Source organism: Amycolatopsis sp., from assembly GCF_036008905.1.
Taxonomy (GTDB): Bacteria; Actinomycetota; Actinomycetes; order Mycobacteriales; family Pseudonocardiaceae; genus Amycolatopsis.
Window position 1 is genome coordinate 1 of the sequence record NZ_DASYMU010000008.1, and the last position, 20,081, is coordinate 20,081.

20 protein-coding genes are annotated in these 20,081 nt (G+C 68.6%); 8 read left to right on the forward strand and 12 right to left on the reverse strand.

What is annotated here, in order from left to right:
- Positions 1 to 739, reverse strand: a 739-nt coding sequence (locus tag VGP60_RS41640; protein ID WP_414640265.1) for a histone-like nucleoid-structuring protein Lsr2, incomplete at its 3' end; no start/stop codon positions are given.
- A 142-nt stretch (positions 740 to 881) separates the two neighbouring features.
- Between VGP60_RS41640 and VGP60_RS01215 the strand changes: the two genes are divergently transcribed.
- Positions 882 to 2,273, forward strand: a complete 1,392-nt coding sequence (locus tag VGP60_RS01215) for an NAD(P)/FAD-dependent oxidoreductase (protein WP_327545931.1) — start codon at positions 882 to 884, stop codon at positions 2,271 to 2,273.
- A gap of 5 nt (positions 2,274 to 2,278) precedes the next feature.
- Here the strand turns inward: VGP60_RS01215 and VGP60_RS01220 are convergent, their stop codons facing one another.
- The gene (locus tag VGP60_RS01220) at positions 2,279 to 3,754 is read right to left on the reverse strand and encodes a hypothetical protein (protein ID WP_327545932.1); all 1,476 of its coding nucleotides are present in this window, start codon (positions 3,752 to 3,754) and stop codon (positions 2,279 to 2,281) included.
- 378 nt (positions 3,755 to 4,132) lie between these two features.
- Here VGP60_RS01220 and VGP60_RS01225 point away from each other — a divergent pair, with 378 nt between their 5' ends.
- Positions 4,133 to 4,609 carry a DUF3145 domain-containing protein gene (locus tag VGP60_RS01225; RefSeq protein ID WP_327545954.1) on the forward strand — a complete coding sequence of 159 codons (477 nt, stop codon included), beginning with the start codon at positions 4,133 to 4,135 and terminating at the stop codon, positions 4,607 to 4,609.
- Positions 4,610 to 4,684: 75 nt separating this feature from the next.
- Positions 4,685 to 5,284, forward strand: a complete 600-nt coding sequence (locus tag VGP60_RS01230; protein WP_327545933.1) for a hypothetical protein — start codon at positions 4,685 to 4,687, stop codon at positions 5,282 to 5,284.
- A 93-nt stretch (positions 5,285 to 5,377) separates the two neighbouring features.
- Here the strand turns inward: VGP60_RS01230 and VGP60_RS01235 are convergent, their stop codons facing one another.
- The 8 genes from VGP60_RS01235 to VGP60_RS01270 all read right to left on the reverse strand — a co-directional run bounded on the left by VGP60_RS01235 (position 5,378) and on the right by VGP60_RS01270 (position 12,252).
- Positions 5,378 to 6,610 (reverse strand): beta-ketoacyl-ACP synthase II, encoded by a 1,233-nt coding sequence (locus VGP60_RS01235; protein ID WP_327545934.1) that lies wholly within the window; start codon positions 6,608 to 6,610, stop codon positions 5,378 to 5,380.
- A 49-nt stretch (positions 6,611 to 6,659) separates the two neighbouring features.
- Positions 6,660 to 6,905, reverse strand: coding sequence for an acyl carrier protein (locus VGP60_RS01240; RefSeq protein ID WP_327545935.1), 246 nt, complete (start codon positions 6,903 to 6,905; stop codon positions 6,660 to 6,662).
- Between the two features lie 69 nt (positions 6,906 to 6,974).
- Entirely contained in the window at positions 6,975 to 7,958 is a 984-nt protein-coding gene (locus VGP60_RS01245) for a beta-ketoacyl-ACP synthase III (protein WP_327545936.1), read from the reverse strand.
- Positions 7,955 to 8,827: an ACP S-malonyltransferase gene (locus VGP60_RS01250; RefSeq protein WP_414640267.1), complete on the reverse strand. Its 873-nt coding sequence runs from the start codon at positions 8,825 to 8,827 to the stop codon at positions 7,955 to 7,957. Before VGP60_RS01250 ends, VGP60_RS01245 begins: the two co-directional genes overlap by 4 nt.
- A gap of 368 nt (positions 8,828 to 9,195) precedes the next feature.
- Positions 9,196 to 10,413, reverse strand: coding sequence for a PucR family transcriptional regulator (locus tag VGP60_RS01255; protein ID WP_327545938.1), 1,218 nt, complete (start codon positions 10,411 to 10,413; stop codon positions 9,196 to 9,198).
- A 33-nt stretch (positions 10,414 to 10,446) separates the two neighbouring features.
- Positions 10,447 to 11,079 (reverse strand): GOLPH3/VPS74 family protein, encoded by a 633-nt coding sequence (locus tag VGP60_RS01260; protein ID WP_327545939.1) that lies wholly within the window; start codon positions 11,077 to 11,079, stop codon positions 10,447 to 10,449.
- Positions 11,066 to 11,302: a hypothetical protein gene (locus VGP60_RS01265; protein ID WP_327545940.1), complete on the reverse strand. Its 237-nt coding sequence runs from the start codon at positions 11,300 to 11,302 to the stop codon at positions 11,066 to 11,068. Before VGP60_RS01265 ends, VGP60_RS01260 begins: the two co-directional genes overlap by 14 nt.
- Positions 11,303 to 11,322: 20 nt before the next feature.
- A complete protein-coding gene (locus tag VGP60_RS01270) occupies positions 11,323 to 12,252 on the reverse strand; it encodes an SPFH domain-containing protein (protein ID WP_414640266.1) in 930 nt (309 codons plus the stop codon).
- A 167-nt stretch (positions 12,253 to 12,419) separates the two neighbouring features.
- Here VGP60_RS01270 and VGP60_RS01275 point away from each other — a divergent pair, with 167 nt between their 5' ends.
- From VGP60_RS01275 to VGP60_RS01295, 5 genes are all read left to right on the forward strand, one after another.
- Positions 12,420 to 13,259 (forward strand): ABC transporter ATP-binding protein, encoded by an 840-nt coding sequence (locus VGP60_RS01275; RefSeq protein ID WP_414640268.1) that lies wholly within the window; start codon positions 12,420 to 12,422, stop codon positions 13,257 to 13,259.
- Entirely contained in the window at positions 13,256 to 14,476 is a 1,221-nt protein-coding gene (locus VGP60_RS01280; protein ID WP_327545942.1) for an ABC transporter permease, read from the forward strand. The genes VGP60_RS01275 and VGP60_RS01280 overlap by 4 nt, the downstream gene beginning before the upstream one ends.
- 230 nt (positions 14,477 to 14,706) lie before the next feature.
- The gene (locus VGP60_RS01285; protein WP_327545943.1) at positions 14,707 to 15,480 is read left to right on the forward strand and encodes a mechanosensitive ion channel family protein; all 774 of its coding nucleotides are present in this window, start codon (positions 14,707 to 14,709) and stop codon (positions 15,478 to 15,480) included.
- Between the two features lie 81 nt (positions 15,481 to 15,561).
- A complete protein-coding gene (locus VGP60_RS01290; RefSeq protein WP_327545944.1) occupies positions 15,562 to 16,263 on the forward strand; it encodes a hypothetical protein in 702 nt (233 codons plus the stop codon).
- Positions 16,264 to 16,460: 197 nt separating this feature from the next.
- Positions 16,461 to 17,111, forward strand: coding sequence for a nicotinamide mononucleotide transporter family protein (locus VGP60_RS01295; protein WP_327545945.1), 651 nt, complete (start codon positions 16,461 to 16,463; stop codon positions 17,109 to 17,111).
- Here VGP60_RS01295 and VGP60_RS01300 read toward each other — a convergent pair.
- Positions 17,092 to 18,705, reverse strand: coding sequence for an L-lactate permease (locus VGP60_RS01300; protein WP_327545946.1), 1,614 nt, complete (start codon positions 18,703 to 18,705; stop codon positions 17,092 to 17,094). The two genes, VGP60_RS01295 and VGP60_RS01300, sit on opposite strands and share 20 nt — an antisense overlap.
- A 162-nt stretch (positions 18,706 to 18,867) precedes the next feature.
- Positions 18,868 to 20,079: an alpha-hydroxy acid oxidase gene (locus VGP60_RS01305; RefSeq protein ID WP_327545947.1), complete on the reverse strand. Its 1,212-nt coding sequence runs from the start codon at positions 20,077 to 20,079 to the stop codon at positions 18,868 to 18,870.
- Positions 20,080 to 20,081 lie beyond the last annotated feature (2 nt).

A 20,081-nucleotide genomic window follows, 5' to 3' on the forward strand; every position in this document is an offset into this window, starting at 1 on the left:
CGGTCCTCGTGGTCGCGGGGGACTTGGTCAGGGCCTTCGCAGCGGCGGGCTTGGTCGCGGACGCCTTGGCAGCCGGAGCCTTGGCGGCCGCTGCCTTCGCCGGAGCCTTGGCAGCAGTGGCCTTCGTGGCGGAAGCCTTCGTAGCGGGCGCCTTCGTGACCGAAGCCTTCGCCGCAGTCGCCTTGGCCGCGGGAGCCTTGGCAACAGAAGACTTCGCCGGGGAAGCCTTGGCGGCGGCGGCCTTCGTCGTAGAAGCCTTGGCAGCGGGAGCCTTCGTGGCAGGAGCCTTGGCGGTGGCCGCTTTGGCCGGGGCCTTCGCGGCGGCGGGCTTGCGCACGGACGCCTTGGGCGCGGTCTTCACCGACGCCTTGACGGCGGGCTTCGCCGCCGCGCGGGTGGCGCGTGCCTTGGCGGCCGTGGTCTTCGGGGTGGCGACGGCCGCGGTGGCCTTCTTGGCGGCGGCGCGCTTCGGCGCGGCTTCCGGCTTGACCGGCTTCTTCGCGGCAGTGCTGCGAAGGGTGGCCTTCTTCGGGAGCTTGATCCGCCGGATCGCGCGCTTGCGGCCACCGGTGCGGCGCGCGTGCCGCACGTAGGTCGCCAGAATCTCGCGGAGTGCGGCGGCATTCACGCCGGAAAGGTCGATGTCGTACTCGATACCGTCGAGCCCGAACTGGACCGTTTCCTCGGCCGGCTCACCATTGAGATCGTCCAGCATGTGCACAGCGGTGTTCTTGGCCACGAATACTCCGGTTCTCGGGGGGTGTCTTGATTTGTAACCGGCATGGCGACAATCGCGGATCCGCTGTCGTCGACTCTTCCAGCTCGCACCAAAGGATACCTTTGGGTTGCGCGAACCCGCGCGCTGGTGTGCGCTGGTGTCCATGTCCGTACAGACCTTTGATGTAATTGTGATCGGTGCCGGTCCGGTCGGCGAGAACGCGGCGGCCAGGGTGGTGCGCGGCGGGTTGACCGCGGCGCTGGTGGAGCATGAGCGTTTCGGTGGCGAATGTTCTTACTGGGCCTGTATTCCGAGCAAGGCGTTGCTGCGGCCGGGAAACCTCCTGGCCGCGGCGAAGCGCGTCCCCGGCGTGCCGGTGGGGGAGAAGCTCGACGCCGAAGCCGTGTTCGCGCGGCGCGACTATTTCACGTCCAAAGGGGACGATTCCGGGCAGGTCAAGTGGGCGAAGGACACCGATATCGCGCCGATCCGCGGGCACGGGCGGATCACCGGCGAGCGTGAAGTGACGGTCGGCGAAGACGTTTTGGTCGCGCGCCGGGCGGTCGTGGTGTGCACGGGCAGCGTGCCGAGCGTGCCGTCGATCCCCGGATTGAACGACATCCAGTACTGGGGTTCCCGCGAGGCGACGTCGGCGAGTGAGGTCCCGGCTCGGCTCGGTGTGCTCGGTGGCGGGGTCGTCGGCGTCGAGATGGCGCAGGCCTGGGCGAAGCTCGGCTCGAAGGTCGACTTGGTGATCTCCGGGGACGTGCCGTTGCCGCGGATGGCCGGCTTCGTGGGCGAGGCCGTGCTCAAGGGCCTGCGGGACGACGGCATCACGGTGCACACCGGATCGGGCCTCGATCGAGTGTCCTCTGTGGACGGTGACACCCGGCTCGAGCTCCGCGGTGGTGGGCAAATAACCGTCGACAAGCTGCTGGTCGCCACCGGCCGCCGCCCGGCGACGAAGGACCTCGGGCTCGAGTCCATCGGTCTCGACGCCGGGAGCGCGCTGACCGTGGACGACTCCGGCCGGGTGTCCAAAATAGAGGGTGGCTGGCTGTTCGCGGCCGGGGACGTGACCGGCCGGGCGCCGCTGACCCATCAGGGCAAGTACGCCGCCCGCGCGCTCGGTGACGTCATCGCCGCGGAGGCACGCGGTGAGACGTTCGACGCCGCGCCCTGGAGCACGTACGCCGCCACGGCCGATCACCACGCCGTGCCGCAGGTGGTCTTCACCGACCCCGAGGTGGCCTCCGTCGGGCTCGCCGGCGCCGAGGACGGCAAACCGCATCGCGTGGTGGACATCGACATCGCCGTCGCGGGTTCGTCATTGCACGCGGACGGCTACGAAGGCAAGGCGCGGATCGTCGTCGACACCGAGCGCGGCGTCCTCGTCGGGGTGACGTTCGTCGGCCAGGACGTCGCGGAGATGCTGCACGCGGCGACCATCGCGATCGTCGGTGAAGTCCCGCTGCACCGGCTCTGGCACGCCGTGCCCGCGTTCCCGACCGTCAACGAAGTCTGGCTCCGCCTGCTCGAGGAGTATGGCCTCTAGGACGGCTAGGTCAGTGGCAGCGTGAGCGCGGTCTTGGCCGCGCGCACCAGGCCGGGATCGTCGGGCGTCGACGGTCCCGGCAGCCAGACGACCTGGACCAGCCGGACAGCGCTGCCCTCCAGCGAACTGCTGTAGGCGGCGTTCTCGAACACGGGGACTTCCCCTTGCCACTGACCGGTTTCGGTCGCGATGTCGAGGATGCCGCCGCTGCCGGGCGTGTCGGCGAGGCTCTTGAACGCCGCGGCCTGATCCGGCTGGGCGAATTCGACGACACTGATCGTCGCGGCGGCCGGGCGCCCGTCGACGACCGCGCCGAAACTCGCGCGCCGGACGGTGGTGCAGCTCGTCACCTGCAGGCTCGCCTGGACGTCACCGAAGCCGTGGGACGCGCAGCGCTGGTCCGCGGCCGACGCTTTCGGCGCGAACTTGACCTCCTCGGCCGGACGGCTCGCCGAGGTCGGCGGTGGCGGCGAAACCGGGGCCGAAACAGGCGCGGTGGGCGCCGGGGTGGCAGCGGCCTTCTGCGGCTCGTCGCCGGTGCTGGCTATCACGATGGCCGCGATCAGCAACACCGCGAGCAATCCGACGGCGGCGAACGGCAGCCAGCGCACCGCGCCGGTTTTCGGCGGTGACTTCGGTTTCCGGGCGGGAGGCGGGGCCGCGGGTGAGGCAGGAGCGGGGGACGGGGGAGGAGGGGCTGATGGTGCGGGCGCCCGGCCCGCGACGACCGGGACCCGGATCGGCGCGGGCGGTGGGGTCAGTGAGGCCAGTGGGGTTTTCGGCTTTTCGGCGGCTCTCGGCGGATGCTCGGCGGGGACGGTGGGGGTGGCCGCGAGCAATGGATACGCGGTGACGATCGTCGGCTCGTCACCCCCGGGTCTGAACCCCTCGGCGATCAGCAGTTCGTCGGACAGCTCCGCGGCGTCCGGCGCCAGCGTCTTCAGCAGCGCACGGGCCTCGTCGGTGGTGCGCGGGCGCTTCGCCGTCGCCAGCGAGATCGTGGCCGCGAGCATGCTCGTCGGCGTCGGGTGCAGGACCCGCACGGTCCCCGCGAGGTCCGCGGGCGGCTGGTCGACGGTCTCCACGTACGGCCCGACCGCGACCACGGTGCCGACCGTGCCCGCCATCGGATGCGCTTCGATCAGCTTGGTCGCGATCAGTGTGGAGAACGCCAGCGCCTTCGTCGCGGGGTTGACGGCGTCGTCACCCTGCACGATCAGCGGCCAGCCGTCGGCTTTCCACTGGCCTTCGAGCGGGGCTTCCAGCCGCATCGCCGGATCGGGCAGGTCGACGCCGATCACCAGGAGGATGCCGCGCGGGAGGATCACCACGGCGTCGACGGTGTGCGCGTCGTCGAACAGCTTCACCCCGATCAGGGAGACACCGCCGACCACGGTGTTGCCCCGCCCGAGCGAAGCGAGTGCCGCGCGGATGTCCTCGGAGACCCGGGACGGCTGTTCCGCCAGTCGTACGAGCCGCACCGCGCGCTCCCTCCCCCGTGGTGGAAAATCTCTGCCAGGGGTCCACGCTAGCGCGCGCGGGGCCGGGAGCTGCGCAAGAGGGCCAAACCTGGCCGGGTGACCACCGATCGGGACCTGCAGGTTGCACCGGGGATCTTGCGTCGGAGCGGCCGCCGCGGGCATAGTCTGACCGTCTCGGCCCCGGTGTTCCTGACACGAGGGTGAGACTTCTGGTGTTCGTGTGGCCAAAGTGCACGGTTGGGGTGCACAATGTGCTGACCGTGTCCTGGACACGCCACGAATGCAGCAGTGAGCCGGTTACTTGCGAGGTCGTAGGGGAAGACGCCCCTCGTCGAGTAGCGGAGGTCAGCAGTGAGCACCCGTGGCAGCACCCGTGGCATGGTGTACGTCCACTCGTCGCCGTCTGCGGTATGTCCGCACGTCGAGTGGGCGATCTCGGGCACCCTTGGTGCGCGAGTGGATCTGAAGTGGACGGCACAGCCGGCCAACCCAGGTCAGTTGCGCGCCGAATGCGGTTGGCGCGCGCCTTCGGGCACCGGCGGAAAGCTGGCGTCCGCGCTAAAGGCATGGCCGATGACCCGTTTCGAAGTCACCGAGGAGCCGAGCGCCGGCGTTGACGGCGAGCGGTTCTGTTTCGCACCCGGACTCGGCCTCTGGCATGGCCGGACGAGCGCGAACGGCGACATCGTCGTGGGCGAGGACCAGTTGCGCGCGTTGGTCAGCCGCAGCCGTGCGGGCGAGCACCTGGCCCACAAGCTGGACGAGCTGCTCGGCGCCAACTGGGACGAGGCACTCGAGCCGTTCCGGCACGCCGGTGACGGCGCACCCGTCACCTGGCTGCACCAGGTCGGCTAACCACTGGCCAGGCCCGCACCGTCACCCACCACCACCCTCAACGGAGACGCTTCGCGCCCAGCTAGGCTCCAACGGGTGACCACGACTCCGCGAGCACCTGCCCGGCAACGGTGGCTGATCCCCACCCTGATCGTGGTGCTTTCGGTGACCATCGGCGGTGGGCTGCTCCTGCGCGAGGTCTACCGGCCGTCCGTGGTGGAGCAGCCGAGCGTGCCACCGGCGCTGCCGGAGTCGAGTTCGCTGGCGCCCGAAGCGCAGCCCGGGCCGGGACTGGTCGTCATGTCGCCCGACGCGCTGGACCATCCGCAGGCCCAGGCCGTCACCACCCTGATCCAGGACTACTTCGACGCCATCAACGGCAAGGACTACCCGAAGTGGACCGCGGCGGTGAGCCAGGAGCGCCGTCAGAGCAAGACGAAGGCGGAATGGCTGGCGGACTACCGGAGCACCAAGGACGGCAGCATCCTGGTGTACCGCATAGAAACCGTCTCGCCGGGCGAGTTGCGCGTGTTCGTCGGCTTCAGCAGCACCCAGGACCTGGCCGACGCCCCGGTCGGGTTTCCGGAGACCTGCGTCCGCTGGCGGCTCGTCCTGCCGGTGGTGCTGGAGGACAACCGGCTACGGGTGGACGTCACCATGGCGGGTACTCCCGAGCGCGAGAAATGCACGCCCTGAAAGCAAAAAGCCGGTGCTCGCGCCACATCCCGTAGCGGGACATGGCGCGAGCACCGGCTTTTTGCGGTGAAAAGATTCAGCGTGCGGCGAAGATCAGGCGGGCGTGAACGCCAGCGCGACGTTGTGACCACCGAAGCCGAACGAGTCGCTGACCGCGGCCTTGAGGTCCATCTTGCGCGGCTCACCGATGACGATGTCGTGCTTGACGCCGGGATCGAGGTTCTCGAGGTTCAGCGTCTGCGGGATGATGCCCTCCTTGATGGAGAGCACGGTCGCGATGGCCTCGACAGCGCCGGCCGCGCCGAGCAGGTGACCGAGCGCGCCCTTGGGCGCGGTCAGCACCGGGTGGTCGCCGATGGCCTTGCGGATCGCCACCGTCTCGCCGACGTCACCGGCGGGCGTGGACGTCGCGTGGCAGTTGACGTGCCCGACGTCCTTCGGGTCCAGACCGGCACTGCGCAGCGCGGCGGTGATCGCCCGCGCCTGTCCCGTTCCCTCCGGGTCCGGGCCGGTGATGTGGTACGAGTCGGCACTGGTGCCGATCCCGGCGAGCCTGCCGTAGATCGTGGCGCCGCGGGCCTTCGCGTAGGCCTCGCTCTCCAGCACCATGATCCCGGAACCCTCGCCGAGCACGAACCCGTCGCGCTCGGTGTCCCACGGGCGCGACGCGCGCTCGGGGTCGTCGTTGCGGGTGCTCATGGTGCGGGCCTGGGCGAACCCGGCCATCGTGATCGCGGCGATCGCGGCTTCCGCGCCACCCGCCACCACGACGTCGGCCTCGCCGAGCTGCAGCATGCGCCACGCCCAGGCGAGTGCCTCGGCGCCGGAAGCGCAGGCGGAGACCGGGGCGTGCACCCCGGCCCGCGCCTTGAGCTCCAGGCCGACGTGCGCGGCGGGACCGTTCGGCATCAGCATCGGCACGGTCAGCGGCGAGACTTTGCGAAGACCCTGGTTCTCCAGGATGTCGTCCTGGTCGAGCAGCGTGTTCGCGCCGCCGATCCCGGTGCCGATGATCACCGCGAGCCGCTCCGGCTCGACGGAGGTCTCGCTGTGACCGGCGTGCGCCCAGGCCTCACGTGCCGCGATGATGGCGACCTGCTCGCTGCGGTCCAGGCGGCGGGCCTGGACCCGCGGCAGGACCTCGGTCGGCTCGACGGCGAGCCGAGAGGCGATCTTGACGGGCAGTCCGAACCGCTCCACCCAGTCGGCTTTGAGCGTCGCCACGCCACTGCGACCGGCGAGCAGCCCGTCCCAAGTGGACGCGGCATCGCCGCCGAGTGGCGTTGTGGCGCCGAACCCGGTGATCACGACGTCGATGTTGCTCATTGGATGTCTCCCGAGGTCGGCGCCGGCACGTACTTCGATACCTAGCGGATTACTTGAGGTTCGCGGAAACGTAGTTGACGGCGTCGCCGACGGTCTTGAGGTTGGCGAGCTCGTCGTCCGGGATCTTCACACCGAACTTGTCCTCGGCCTGGACGGCGATCTCCACCATCGAGAGCGAGTCGATGTCGAGGTCGTCCACGAAGGACTTCTCGGCGGTGACGTCGTCCTGTGCCACACCGGCGACCTCTTCGACGATCTCGGCGAGGCCGGCAAGGATTTCTGCGTTGTCTGCCACTGGGTGGTCCCTTTCTCGGTGTTTCCTGGTCGATCCCCGCGGGCATGGTGCCCGCCGGGGAAGTATCACTTACGGGCAGATGAAGGCTTGCCCGGCGTAGGACAGTCCGGCGCCGAACCCGATGGCCAGCACCACGTCGCCGGTCTTCGCCCGGCCCGTCTTGCGCATGTGGTCCAGCGCGAGCGGGATCGACGCGGACGAGGTGTTGCCGGAATACCGGATGTCGTCGGCGACGTCCATGTCCTCACGGGCGCCCTTGGCGCGCAGCTTCTTCGCGATCGATTCGACGATACGCAGGTTCGCCTGGTGCGGGATCAGGACGTCCACATCGGACGGTTCGAGCCCGGCGAGCTCCAGCGCCTTCAGCGCGATCGGCGCGATCTGCGTGGTCGCCCAGCGGAAGACCGCCTGGCCCTCCTGGTGGATGTAGCGGTGGTCGCGCATGGAGATGGTGTCCACCAGGTCGCCCGCGCTGCCCCAGGTGACCGGGCCGATGCCGGGGGTGTCCGACGGTCCGACCAGTACCGCGCCCGCGCCGTCGGCGAAGATGATCGCGTTGGCGCGGTCGGTCGGGTCGACCGAGTCCGTCAGCTTCTCGGCGCCGATGACCAGCACCTTGCCGGCGGAGCCCGCGCGGATCAGGTCGGAGGCGACCCCGAGGCCGTAGCAGAAACCGGCGCAGGCGGCGTTGAGGTCGAACGCGCCGGGGGCCTTGATGCCGATGCGGTCGGCGACCTGGGCGGCCGCGTTGGGGATCCCCGAGGGCATCGTGCAGTTCGGCACGATCACGGTGTCCACTTCGGACGGATCGACGCCGGAGTCGATCAGTGCCGCGGTGCCGGCCTTGACGGCCATGTCGACGAGGAGCTCGTCCTTGTCGGCGAAGCGACGCTCGACGATGCCGACCCTGTCCCGGATCCATTGGTCGTCGGTTTCCATGATCTTCGACAGATCATCGTTGGTGACGATGCGCTCGGGCTGGAAGCTGCCCACGCCGATGATGCGGGTGGCGCTGGGGCCCTGGTTCTGTCGCAAAGTCCGTCGGTCGGTCACGAAGCGTCCTCCTGCTCCTGAAGCTTCGCCAGATCAGCGGGCGTCTTCAGTGCGATGGTCGTGGTCACGGTGCCCTTGAGCTGGCGCTTGACCAGTCCGGTCAGCGTGCCCGCGGGCGGCAGTTCCCAGGTGCTCGTGACACCGAGTGAAACCAGGCCGTCCATGGTCAGATCCCAGCGAACCGGGCTCGTGACCTGGCTGATGAGGCGTTCAAGATACTCCGCGCCGCTCGTGACCAGTCCGCCGTCCGCATTGGACAGCAACGGCCGACGCGGATCGCGCGGCGAGATGTCGGCCGCGTAGGAGCGCAGCGCGTCCTGGGCCGGCGCCATGTACGCGGTGTGGAACGCGCCGGCGACCTTCAGCGCGCGGACCTTGGTGCCCTCCAACGGTTCCGCCACGATCTTCGCGATCGCGTCGGCGGCACCGGAGGCGACGATCTGACCGGCGCCGTTGCGGTTGGCCGCGGCCAGTCCGTACTCACCCAGCCAAGCGACGATCCGCTCGGGATCCCCGAGCATCACCGCGGCCATGCTCGTCGGCTCGAGTGCGCAGGCCTTCGCCATCTCGGCGCCCCGCACCGCGGCCAGCGCGACGGCGTCCTCGGCGGACAGGACCCCGGCGATCGCCGCCGCGGCCAGCTCGCCCACCGAATGCCCGGCGACCGGCGCGTCGGGCGCGACCTGGGGCGCCACCTGCTCGTACGCGATCAGCGACAGCGCGACGATCAGCGGCTGCGCGATGGCGGTGTCCTGGATCTCCTCGGCTTCCGCCTCGGTGCCGAGCCGCACCAGGTCGAGACCCGTGCGCTTGGACCAGGCTTCGACACGCTCGTGCGCACCGTCGAGCTCGAGCCAAGGGCTGAGCATGCCGGGAGCTTGGGAACCCTGTCCGGGTGCGAGGACTGCTGCTGTCACATCCCTTAGGGAACACGGTCGACCGGCAAGGCCGTGATGCCGGTCTTCACCAAGTCCGACGCGCGCTTTTGTAGAAACCCTCCAAAAGTGCCCGGAATAACCCGGTACTTAACCCAAATGCCTTGTCGGGTTCAAGCACATTTCGTAGTGAACTCAGACACAGGTGGTTCGTCAACCCCTTATTCGTCCCGCATACGGACTTCAAGGCTTTTACCAGGCACGATGGGCTCTGGACCCACCCGCGAGATGTCGACATCACGTGATCTCTCAGTTGCTAAGAGATCGCCATCTGTCGACAGATGGCGATCCCGGGGCCTGGGTCACCAGAGGCCTCGGGATCGGGCCAGGCGGCCGACGGTGAGGGCGATGCGTAGCACCAGTGCGTCTCTGGGGTTGGCGGCGTTGCAGCCGGTCAGGTCCGCGGCTTTTCGCAGGCGGTAGCGGACGGTGTTGGGGTGTACGAAGAGGAGTCGCGCGCAGGTTTCGAGCACACCGCCGCTTTCCAGGTACGTCTCGACGGTTTTCAGCAGCGTTGGTCCGGCCTCTTCCAGCGGCTTCGCGATCTCGTCGATCAGTAGCCGCTCGGCTTCGGGGTCGCCGGACAGGGCGCGTTCGGGCAGGAGGTCGCTCGACCGCGCGGGGCGGGGCGCGCCCGGCCAGCCGACGATCGCGCGCAGGCCGGAGAGGGCTTCGACGGCGCTGTGGTGTGCCTCGGCCAGCGTCGGCACGGTCGGGCCCGCGACGACCGGGCCGTCGGCGAACGCGGTGGCCATCTTGGTGAGGATCTCGCGGTCCTTGGTGTCGTCGCCGTCGGTGGGACCGCCCACGACGACCACGAGCCGCGAGCCCTGGATCGAGTGCAGAACAGGGCGGCCGACGCGCGCGGCCCGGCTGCGGACTTCGAACACCACGGTCGGCGGGTCTTCCGACGGCGGGCTGCCGACGAGCGCGGTCGCGTTCGCGGCCGGGTCCCAGCCCAGCGCGGCCGCCCGCGACAGCACGGATTCCTCGGCGTCGCCACGCACGATGCCGTCGACGACGAGCGCTTCGAGCCGGGCGTCCCAGGCGCCGCGGGCTTCGGCGGCGGCGGCGTAGGAGTTGGCGGTGGCGAAGGCGATTTCCCGGCCGTAGCGAAGGATTCCCTCGATGAGTGCCGCGCGTTCGGCCTCGTTCGCGGCGAACGCGGGCAGCTGCTCCTCGAAGACCTCGATCGCGAGCCGGACCAGCGCGACGGCCTGCCGGAGGCTGATCCACCGCGACAGGTCCGTCGGCGCGCCGCGGAAGGCCTCTGTCGTCAGCTTCAGCGCTTCTTGCGAGTCCCGCAGCCAGTCGATGAACCCGGCGGCCCCGGTCTGGGTGATCAGGAGCACGGTCGCGCGCTGGTCGGCGGGCATGCGGACGAACCAGGTCAGCCGCTGTTCCATCGCGGCCATGCTCGCCGACGCGAGGCGGCCGGTGGCGCCCTCCAGTCGCCGCAGCGTCCTGGCCGACAGCCCGTGATGCTTGGGGGTCGGTCGCGCGGTATTCGCCTCTGCCATGGTCCCGTGATCCTACGTCCGCGGCTCCGCGCGTCAGCCGGACGCGGCGGCGTGCGCGTCCTTGATCACCTTGCGGAGCGCGGCCGGCACCGGTCCGGCGGACGCGGTGAGCTGGGTGATCGTCTTCTTGTGCTCCCGCCGGTCCTTCCCGCTGAGTGTCACCCGGATCTCGCTGTTGGCGAGGATCGCGGCCAGCGCGGTGTCATGCGCGCCGACGCGGCTGAGCGGCTGACGTCCGCGGGCGATCCCGCCCACCTTGCTCGCCAGCCGGGTCGCGAGCTGCGGCTGCCGCAAGGTGATCCGGTCGGCGGGGAAGATGCCGAGCAGTTTGCGCCGCTCGATCTTGATCACCCGATCGGTTTCCAATTGGTCCCGCACGGCGTGGAACGTCGCGCGGGCGTCCTTGCGCACCCAGTGGTGCCACTTCTTCGGCGTCGACGCCGAAACCTGCTCCAGCACGCCGGAAAGCACGCTGTCGAGCCCGGCGGCATTGGTGCCGGGCTGCGCCTTGCCGTCGACGTCGAGGAGATGCCCGCGCAGGTACAGCTCGTTGAGCGCGCCGGCCCGCAGCACGTAGCCGAGCTGCGAACGGTTGGTCAGCCTGCCCTTGCGCGGGTCGAAGGCGAGCAGGAAAAGCTCGCCGGGCAACGTCTCAGGGGGTTTCATCGCTCGCTCCTTCTTCGGTCTCTTCCGCTGTCTTCGCCGGACGTCCGCGCCCGGGGATCCGGCCGACACCGCGGGGGAGCCGCCCGGCGTCGGCCAGCGCCTTCCTCAGCAGGAACTCGATCTGCGCGTTGGTGCTGCGCAGCTCGTCGTTCGCCCACCGGGCCAGCGCGTCGTGCACGCCGGGATCCAGCCGCAGCAGGATCTTCTTTCGTTCGGCCGCCATGGGTTCGCCGGTTCGCCGCGCTAGTAGAGGGATCCGGCGTTGACGATGGGCTGAGTGTCGCGGTCGCCGACCAGCACGACGAGCAGGTTGCTCACCATGACGGCCTTGCGTTCCTCGTCGAGCTCGACGACGTTGTGCTCGGCGAGCCGGTCGAGCGCCATCTCCACCATGCCGACCGCGCCTTCGACGATCCGTTGCCGGGCCGCGACCACCGCGCCCGCCTGCTGGCGCCGCAGCATGGCGTGCGCGATCTCGGGGGCGTAGGCGAGGTGCGTGATGCGCGATTCGATGACCTTGACCCCGGCCGACGCGACCCTGGCCGAAATCTCCAGCGCGAGCTTCTCGGTGATCTCGTCGGCGTTGTCCCGCAAGGAAAGCCGGGGATCGCCGTGGGTGTCGTACGGGTAGGAGTTCGCGATGTGCCGCACCGCGGTCTCGGTCTGGATGGCGACGAACTCGACGAAGTCGTCCACCTCGAACACAGCCTGCGCGGTGTCCTCGACCTGCCAGACGACCACCGCGGCGATCTCGATGGGGTTGCCGTCGGAGTCGTTGACCTTGGCGACGTCGGTCTCGTGGTTGCGGATCCTGGTGGACACCCGGTGGCGCGTGGCGAACGGGTTGACCCACTGCAGGCCGTCGGCGCGCAGCGTCCCGATGTAGCGCCCGAGCAGCTGCACCACGCGAGCCTCGCCCGGCGCGACAGCGGTGAGCCCGCAGAGCAGCAGTGTGCCGGCGATGAACAAGACGACGCCGAGGATCAGCGGCAGCGGGCCGCCGCCGTCCACCAGGTTCAGGACGCCGAACACGAGCAGCGCGATGCCACCGAGTACGACCAGCATCGAGACGGCGAGCATCACGGACCCGCGGACGGCCTGCACCACGCGTTCCCGGGTGTGCGGCTCGGGCATATCGATGATTTGCTCGTCAGGGGTCATGGGGTCTGTCATGGGGTCACCCTCCGTGGGAAAGCACTTGCGCTAATGGCAGAAACCTATCATAGTGATATCACATTAAGCGTCACAATGACGCTGGGGGAGGTTCGACCGTGGAAGACCTGCGGCTGGAGATCGACGCGATCTCCAAGCGTTATGGCGACGTCGTCGCCTTGAAGGAAATGACTTTCGACGTCCGCGCCGGCGAGCTGTTCGGCTTCGTCGGAAGCAATGGGGCGGGCAAGACCACCACGATGCGCATCGCGCTCGGAGTGCTGTCCAGCGACGCCGGTGAGGTGCGGTGGGCTGGGGAGCCGATCACCGTGGAGACCCGGCGTCACATCGGGTACATGCCGGAAGAGCGTGGCCTCTATCCGAAGATGAAGGTCGCCGAGCAGCTCACTTATCTGGCCCGGCTGCACGGGATGGGCACGGCCGGCGCGAAACGGTCCGTCGAAGAGTGGACGGAGCGCCTGGGAGTCGCTTCGCGCCGCGAAGACGAGGTCCAGAAGCTGAGTCTCGGTAACCAGCAGCGTGTCCAGCTGGCCGCGGCGCTGGTGCACAACCCGCGCATCCTCGTGCTCGACGAGCCGTTCTCGGGCCTGGACCCGGTCGCGGTCGACGTGATGAGCCAGGTGCTCCGCGAGAAGGCGGACGAGGGCGTGCCGGTGGTGTTCTCGAGCCACCAGCTGGACCTCGTCGAGCGGCTCTGCGACCGCGTCGGCATCGTCCGGAATGGACAGATGGTCACTTTGGGCACGGTGGACGACCTGCGTTCGGGCGCGGCCGTGCGGCTCATCGTGCATGCCCCGGACGCGCCGCGGGGCTGGGCGGACCGGCTGCCCGGCGTCAAGGTCCTCGGCCACCACGGCGAGAAGACCGAGCTGGAACTGGAACCCGGCGCCGACGACCAGCTCGTGCTGAAGGCCGCCTTGGACACCGGGCCGGTGCGCGAGTTCGCCCACCGCCTGCCCTCACTGACCGAACTGTTCCGCAACGTCGTCACCGAGGAGGCAGCGTGAGCAAGCCAGAAACGACCCCCAGCGTCCGCCTGAGTTCGGCGTCCGCGATCAGGCTGGTGGCGTCCCGCGAGATCAACACCAGGCTGCGGTCCAAGGCCTACATCATCAGCACCGTCGTGATGCTCTTCCTGATCGTCGCCGCGACGCTGGTGATCAAGCTGCTCAGCGGGGGCAACGCGGACGCCACCGTCGGTGTCACCGGCCCGACGACGCAGCTTTCCGCGCCGCTGCAGGCCAGCGCCAAGGCGATCGGCCAGACCGTCGAGACCACCGACGTCGCCAGTGAAGCGGACGGCCGGGCCAAGGTGGCCGACGGCTCGATCGACGCGCTGCTCGTCGGGGACGGCGAGAACCTCCAGGTCGTGGTCAAGAAGGACCTCGACAGCAAACTGGAGAGCTCGCTCAACGTCCTCGCGCAGCAGCTGGCGCTCAACCAGCAGATCGTCGGCCTGGGCGGTGACCCCGCGCAGGTGGAAGCCGCCGTCGCCGGCGCGCGCGTCGACATCCAGCCGATGGAAAAGCCGTTCGACTACAACGGCCAGCAGCTGGTGCTCGGCATCATCGCCGGAATCCTGATTTACATGTCCCTGTTGATCAACGGCCAAATGGTCGCGCAGGGTGTGGTCGAGGAGAAGACGAGCCGTGTCGTCGAATTACTGCTTTCCACGATCCGGCCCTGGCAGCTGATGGCCGGAAAGGTGCTCGGGATCGGGACGATCGGGCTGATTCAAATGGTCCTGATCGGCGGGGTCGGGGTCGCGTCCGGATTGGCTACGGGCGTGCTCACGATTTCCCTCTCCGCCGCGCTCGGGACGGTGATCTGGCTGATCGTCTGGTTCCTGCTCGGATTCCTGATGTACTCGATCGTGTTCGCCGCACTCGGTGCGCTCGTTTCCCGGCAGGAGGACGTCGGTGGCGCGATCACCCCGGCGCTGATGTTCGTCATCGCCGGTTACGTGGTCGGGGTGAGCGTCCTACCCTCGGACCCGGGCAACTCCTTCGTCGAGGTGCTGTCGATCATCCCGGTGTTCGCGCCGACGCTGATGCCGATGCGGCTCGCGATGGGTGGGGTCCCGGTGTGGGAAGCGGTGCTCTCGGTGGCGCTCGTCGCGGCCCTGATCCCGATCCTGATCTGGTTCGCGGGCCGGATCTACGGGAACGCCGTAATGCGGACCGGGGCGAAGGTCAAGCTGCGGGACGCGCTGAAGTCGGCGTAATCAGGGTAGCGGTGTTGTCCCAAGAATAACTCGAGGCCGCCCGGCGCTCGCGGATTCCGCAGCGCCGGACGGCCTCGTCTCCCCGGTCCCCACCGGTAAGGACAACTATAACCTTGTCGATCTTCCTCGCCAGTCGTCTCACCCAATCGTGGGTTGTCCGAGTTGCCGGGCCGTTCGCCCCGGTTAACGATCCGAAGGGATAAGGAAATCACCGCGAACGAGGAGACATTATGGGCGAGCAGCTCAAGGATGGCCTTGGCCAAGCTTGGAACCTAGTGGCCACTTTCGTCCCGAAGTTCATCGGATTCCTGATTATTCTGCTGATCGGCTGGCTGATCGCTAAGGCCGTCGCGAAGGCGCTCAGCATGGTTCTGGGCAGGCTCGGCTTCTCGAAATTGATCGACAAGACCGGTTTGACCGGCATGCTCAAGGATTCGAAAGTCGACGCCACCGGCATCATTTCGAAGCTCGTCTACTACTTCATCCTGCTGATCGCGCTGCAGCTCGCCTTCGGGGTCTTCGGCCCGAGCAACCCGGTGAGCCAGCTGATCAACGACGTCATCGCGTTCCTGCCGCGGATCCTGGTCGCGATCGTGCTGATCATCGTCGCCGCGGCCATCGCGAAGGTGGTCCGCGACATGGTGACCAGCGCGCTGTCGTCCCGCCCGGCAGGCCGGACCCTGGGCACGGTCGCGTACTGGCTGATCATGTCTTTCGGCATCATCGCCGCGCTCGGCCAGATCGAGATCGCCACCACCGTGACCACCCCGGTGCTCGTGACCGTGCTCGCGACCATCGGCGGCGTGATCGTCGTCGGCTTCGGCGGTGGCCTGATCAAGCCCGCTCAGCAGCGCTGGGACGGCTGGATGGCCAGCATGCAGAACCAGCTCGGCACCGACGGGACGCCCGCCCGCCAGTCCGGCACCCTGCCGCACCACAACGGCGACACCACCGGCATGGACGCCCCCACCCCGCCCGCCGGCATGGCCCGCGTCGACGGCTGACCCCGCCGGGGAAAGTGTCGACATATTCCCCGGGTGAACGGCGCGTCCGAGAGATCGGGCGTGCCGTTCGCCTGTCGTCAAATGAGGCGACAGGCGGCGACGTCGTGTGGTGCGATCTCCGGCGTGAAGATGCCGGTGACGATCCATCACGGACGGCTGGGAGCGCGCGAGTACCGGGTACTCCGCCCCGCCGTTCCGATCCGTGGCGTCGCTCTGCGGGACAGCGTCGACTGGTATGCGGGCCTCTGCACCGAGAGCAGTGAACTGGTCCGCGTCGCGGCACTCTGGCACCTCGCCGCGCGGTCGCGGCACACCGTGGTCCACATTCCACTTCGGCTGGACCCCCAAGCGCTGGCCGACTCCGAGAAGAGGTTCCCCGGCCAGCCTTTGGACCTGCTGCTGGTCCACCACAGCCTTCAATTCCCCGCGAGCCGCTGGAAACAGCTCCGCGCTCGATTGGACCGAGGTCGCTCGCACCTGGCCGACACCGGGATCGACATGCGTGCCGAGCTCGAGGACTACAGCGGGCATAGCAAGCACGGCTACGACGGCAACGAGGTCCTCGACCTCCAGGTCCACGCGAACACCTTGGTCATCGCGGGAAGCGAGCTGACACTCTTCGCCGGGGCGTACCCGTTCCTGGACGTCGGTTTGTGTGCGCTGCGGGTATCCGGCCACGACTCCGGCCCGGAGTTCTACTCGAACACCCTGCATCCGCTTGACTGGCTGCTACGACACGAGTCGGGCAAGGGGATCTATCTGCTCCACGAGCTGGTGCCCTGAACGACGCGTTCGGGGCTCTTCTCGGCCGCTCTGACCCACGTCGCCAGCGGAACGGGCCAGCCGTCCGAAGACCGCCATTGGGGAGTTGCCGCAAGTCGGGGGAATCCCGTGGAGTGGAACCTGTTCCCCGGCTCACACTGGCTTGGGAATGTGGGTGCGCGGGGGCATGTTTGAACCGGTGACGGAAGGGGCGCGCGGTGGAATTCCTGCTGCATCACGGTCTGACGGTGTTCGGCCAGCGGATCTCGATAGCCGAGCTGGCCGGGCAGGTGTTCGCGCTCGCCGTCGTGTTCCTCGCCCAGCGCCGGACGCTGTGGACCTGGCCGGTCCAGGTCGGCGCGACGGTATTGCTCTTCTCGGTCTACATCTCCGCGCATCTCGGTGGGCTCGCTTCGCGCCAGGTAGCGATTCTCGCGATCTCCGTCTACGGCTGGTGGGCGTGGTCGCGCCGCAGTGACCCGGTGTACGGCGTGGTCGTGCGCAAGGGAAGTCTCACCGAGCGGCTCGTGATGATCGGCGCGTTCGCCGTCGGTACCACGGCCATGGCGCTCACGTTGGACGCGCTGGACGCCTCGTGGGCACCGTGGCCGGACGCCGCGATCTTCGTCGGCACGCTGGTGGCCTTCGCCGCGCAGGGCGCGGGGCTGGTCGAGTTCTGGCTCGTGTGGCTGGCCGTCGACGCGATCGGCGTGCCGCTGCAGATCTCGTCGGGGCTGTACTTCTCCGCCGCGATCTACATCGTCTTCGCCGGGCTCGTGGTCCACGGCTGGTGGAGCTGGAACCGCTCCGCCCAGCGCGTGGCCGCACGAGACCTCGCCGCGAAAGACCTTACGGAAGCATCCAGCTGAGCACGGCTGTGCTCTGACCGACCACGATCAGGCACATCACCAGCAACAGCCCGAGGCTCCACGGCAGCACCTTGCGGAGGAGCTTTCCTTCCTCCCCGGGGAGATTCGCAGCCACACAGGCGATGGTGAGGTTCTGCGGCGAGATCATCTTGCCGAGCACCCCGCCCGAACTGTTGGCGGCGGCGAGCAGATCGGCCGGGAGCCCGGTCTTGTTGGCCGCGGTCACTTGCAGCGCGCCGAAAAGCGCGTTCGCGGAGGTGTCCGAGCCCGTGACCGCGACCCCGAACCAGCCGAGCACCGGGGACAGGAACGCCAATCCCGCACCCGCCCCGGCGATCAGGTTGCCGATCGTGGTCGTCTGCCCGGACAGGTTCATCACGTACGCCAGCGCGAGCACGCCCGTCACGGTGAGAATGGCGAACCGCAGTTCCTTGACCGTCGCCAGCCATTCCTTCACGGTGTCGCTCGCGGCCACCTTCAGCAGGATGGCCGTGAGAACCCCGGCGATCAGCACCAGCGTGCCGCCGGTGTTGAGGAACGGCAGCGAGAAGGTGTTGTTGGACACCGGTTTCCCCGCCGAGCTCGCCACGTTCAGCAGCGGCCAGTCGAACTTCCAGGTGGCCTTGTCGAGCAGCTTCTTGATCGGCGGCAGCTGCGCGAGCGAGAAGATCACGATGATCAGGCCGTACGGCAGATACGCCTTGACAACCTCGCCGCGCTCGTCGGGCTTGTCCAGCGTCGCCGTCTGGGATCCGGTGAGCACGGCCGTCCGGACTTCTTCGCGGGCGGGTTTGCGCGTGGCGGGCAGCGCGACGAGCACCGCGGCACCGGCGAGCGCGGCACAGATGTCGGCCAGCTGCGCGGAAACGTAGTTGGACGCCAGGAACTGGACCACCCCGAAGCCGATCCCGCAGACGAGCGCGGGCAGCCAGGTCTCCTTCAGCCCGCGTTTGCCGTCGACGATGATCACCAGCAGCAGCGGCACGACGAGCGCGAGCAGCGGCGTCTGGCGGCCGACGATCGACGAAACCTGGTCCAGTGGCAGCCCGGTGACCTGCGCGAGCGTCACCACCGGCGTGCCCATGGCGCCGAACGCGACCGGCGCGGTGTTCGCGACGAGCGCGACCATCGCCGCCTTGACCGGGCTGAATCCCAGCGCCACCAGCATGATCGCGCTGATCGCGACCGGCGCGCCGAACCCGGCAAGCGCTTCCATCAGTGCCCCGAAACAGAAGGCGATGATCAGCGCCTGGATCCGCGGGTCGTCGGAAACCCGGCCGAACGATCTGCGCAGGACGTCGAAATGTCCGGTGCGGACGGTGAGCCGGTAGATCCACAATGCGTTGACCACGATCCACATGATCGGGAACAACCCGAACGCCGCGCCTTGGACCGCGCTCGAAAACGCTTGGACCACAGGCATTTCGAAGACGGCCACCGCCACGACGATCGCGACCGCGAGGCCGATCAACGCGGCCAGGTGGGCTTTCATCCGGATGACACCGAGAAGGACGAGCACGGCCGCGAGCGGGAGGATCGCGATCAGCGCGGACAGGGCGAGTGAGCCGAGCGGGGCGAGCTGCTGGACGAACATTGGCCAGACCTCAGCTTCCACGATGCGGAAACAGCGTTTCGCTAACTGGCCGAGATCTTCGTCACCCGTCCACTCCGCGTCAAGTGCCAAGAGGACTTATCGCCACAAGGACGAAATACGCGGGTCTCGCCATCGGTCGAGGAGATGGCGAGACCCGGCGAACTAGCGGAGGGTGGCGTGGGAGGGGCGCAGGTCGCTGATCTTGCGGACGCCCAGTAGCTGCATGGTGCGTACCATCTCCGTACGCAGGATGTCGACCGTGCGCTGCACGCCGCGCTCGCCACCGGCCATCAGGCCGTAGAGGAACGCGCGGCCGATCAGGCAGGCGTCGGCGCCGCGGGCCATCGCGGCCACGATGTCGCCACCGGACAGGATCCCGGTGTCGAGCCAGACTTCGGCCTCGCCGTTGACCTGGTCCAGTACCGACGGCAGCAGCTCGAGCGGCGTCGGCGCGCGGTCGAGCTGGCGGCCGCCGTGGTTCGAGATCAGCACCGCGTCGGCGCCGTGCTTGACGACGTCACGGGCGTCGTCGGCGTTCTGGATCCCTTTCACCACAAGCTTTCCCGGCCAGGCCGAGCGGACCCAGTCCAGGTCGTCGAAATTGAGCGTGGGGTCGAAGAGCTTGTTGAGCAGCTCGGCGACCGTGCCGTCGAAGTGGCTCAGCGAGGCGAAGGTGAGTGGCTCGGTGGTGAGCAGGTTGATCCACCACGCCGGATGCGTCGCGCCGTCGAGGAAGGTCTTCATGGTCAACGCGGGCGGGATGGTCAGGCCGTTGCGGACGTCCCGCATCCGCGCGCCGCCGACGGGGGTGTCCACCGTCAGCATCAGCGTGTCGAAGCCCGCTTCCCAGGCCCGCTTCATCAGGTCGTCGCCGGCGGCGTGGTCGCGCCAGACGTAGAGCTGGAACCACTTCCGCGCGTCCGGGGCGGCCTTCGCGACGTCTTCGATCGACGTCGTGCCCATTGTGGACAGTGAGTACGGGATGCCCGCCTTCTGGGCGACGCGGGCGACCGCGCTCTCGCCCTCGTGGTTCATCATGCGCGTGAAACCCGTTGGCGCGAAGGCGAACGGGAGCTCGGACCGCTTGCCGAGGATCTCCACGCTGGTGTCCACATCGGACACCCCGCGCAGGACGTTGGGATGGAACTCGATGCTGCGGAAGGCCCGGCGGGCGCGCAGCAGGCTGTCTTCGAGCTCGGCCGCGCCGTCGGTGTAGTCGAACGCGGCACGCGGTGTCCGCATCCGGGCCAGCATGCGCAGGTCGGAGATCGTGTGTGCGCTGGCCAGCCGCCGCTCGGTGGGGTTCAGCAGGATCGGCTTCGGGCGCAGGATCTGCTTCAGCTCGGCCGGACGGGGCAAGCGGCGCTTCGTCACGT

Coding starts and splice junctions, on each gene's coding strand:
- VGP60_RS01215 (WP_327545931.1), top strand. CDS start 882: ATGTCCGTACAGACCTTTGATGTAATTGTGATCGGTGCCGGTCCGGTC.
- VGP60_RS01275 (WP_414640268.1), top strand. CDS start 12,420: ATGACTTTCGACGTCCGCGCCGGCGAGCTGTTCGGCTTCGTCGGAAGC.
- VGP60_RS01260 (WP_327545939.1), bottom strand. CDS start 11,079: ATGAAACCCCCTGAGACGTTGCCCGGCGAGCTTTTCCTGCTCGCCTTC.
- VGP60_RS01255 (WP_327545938.1), bottom strand. CDS start 10,413: ATGGCAGAGGCGAATACCGCGCGACCGACCCCCAAGCATCACGGGCTG.
- VGP60_RS01225 (WP_327545954.1), top strand. CDS start 4,133: ATGGTGTACGTCCACTCGTCGCCGTCTGCGGTATGTCCGCACGTCGAG.
- VGP60_RS01270 (WP_414640266.1), bottom strand. CDS start 12,252: ATGACAGACCCCATGACCCCTGACGAGCAAATCATCGATATGCCCGAG.
- VGP60_RS01250 (WP_414640267.1), bottom strand. CDS start 8,827: ATGCTCAGCCCTTGGCTCGAGCTCGACGGTGCGCACGAGCGTGTCGAA.
- VGP60_RS01265 (WP_327545940.1), bottom strand. CDS start 11,302: ATGGCGGCCGAACGAAAGAAGATCCTGCTGCGGCTGGATCCCGGCGTG.
- VGP60_RS01235 (WP_327545934.1), bottom strand. CDS start 6,610: ATGAGCAACATCGACGTCGTGATCACCGGGTTCGGCGCCACAACGCCA.
- VGP60_RS01285 (WP_327545943.1), top strand. CDS start 14,707: ATGGGCGAGCAGCTCAAGGATGGCCTTGGCCAAGCTTGGAACCTAGTG.
- VGP60_RS01300 (WP_327545946.1), bottom strand. CDS start 18,705: ATGTTCGTCCAGCAGCTCGCCCCGCTCGGCTCACTCGCCCTGTCCGCG.
- VGP60_RS01290 (WP_327545944.1), top strand. CDS start 15,562: ATGAGGCGACAGGCGGCGACGTCGTGTGGTGCGATCTCCGGCGTGAAG.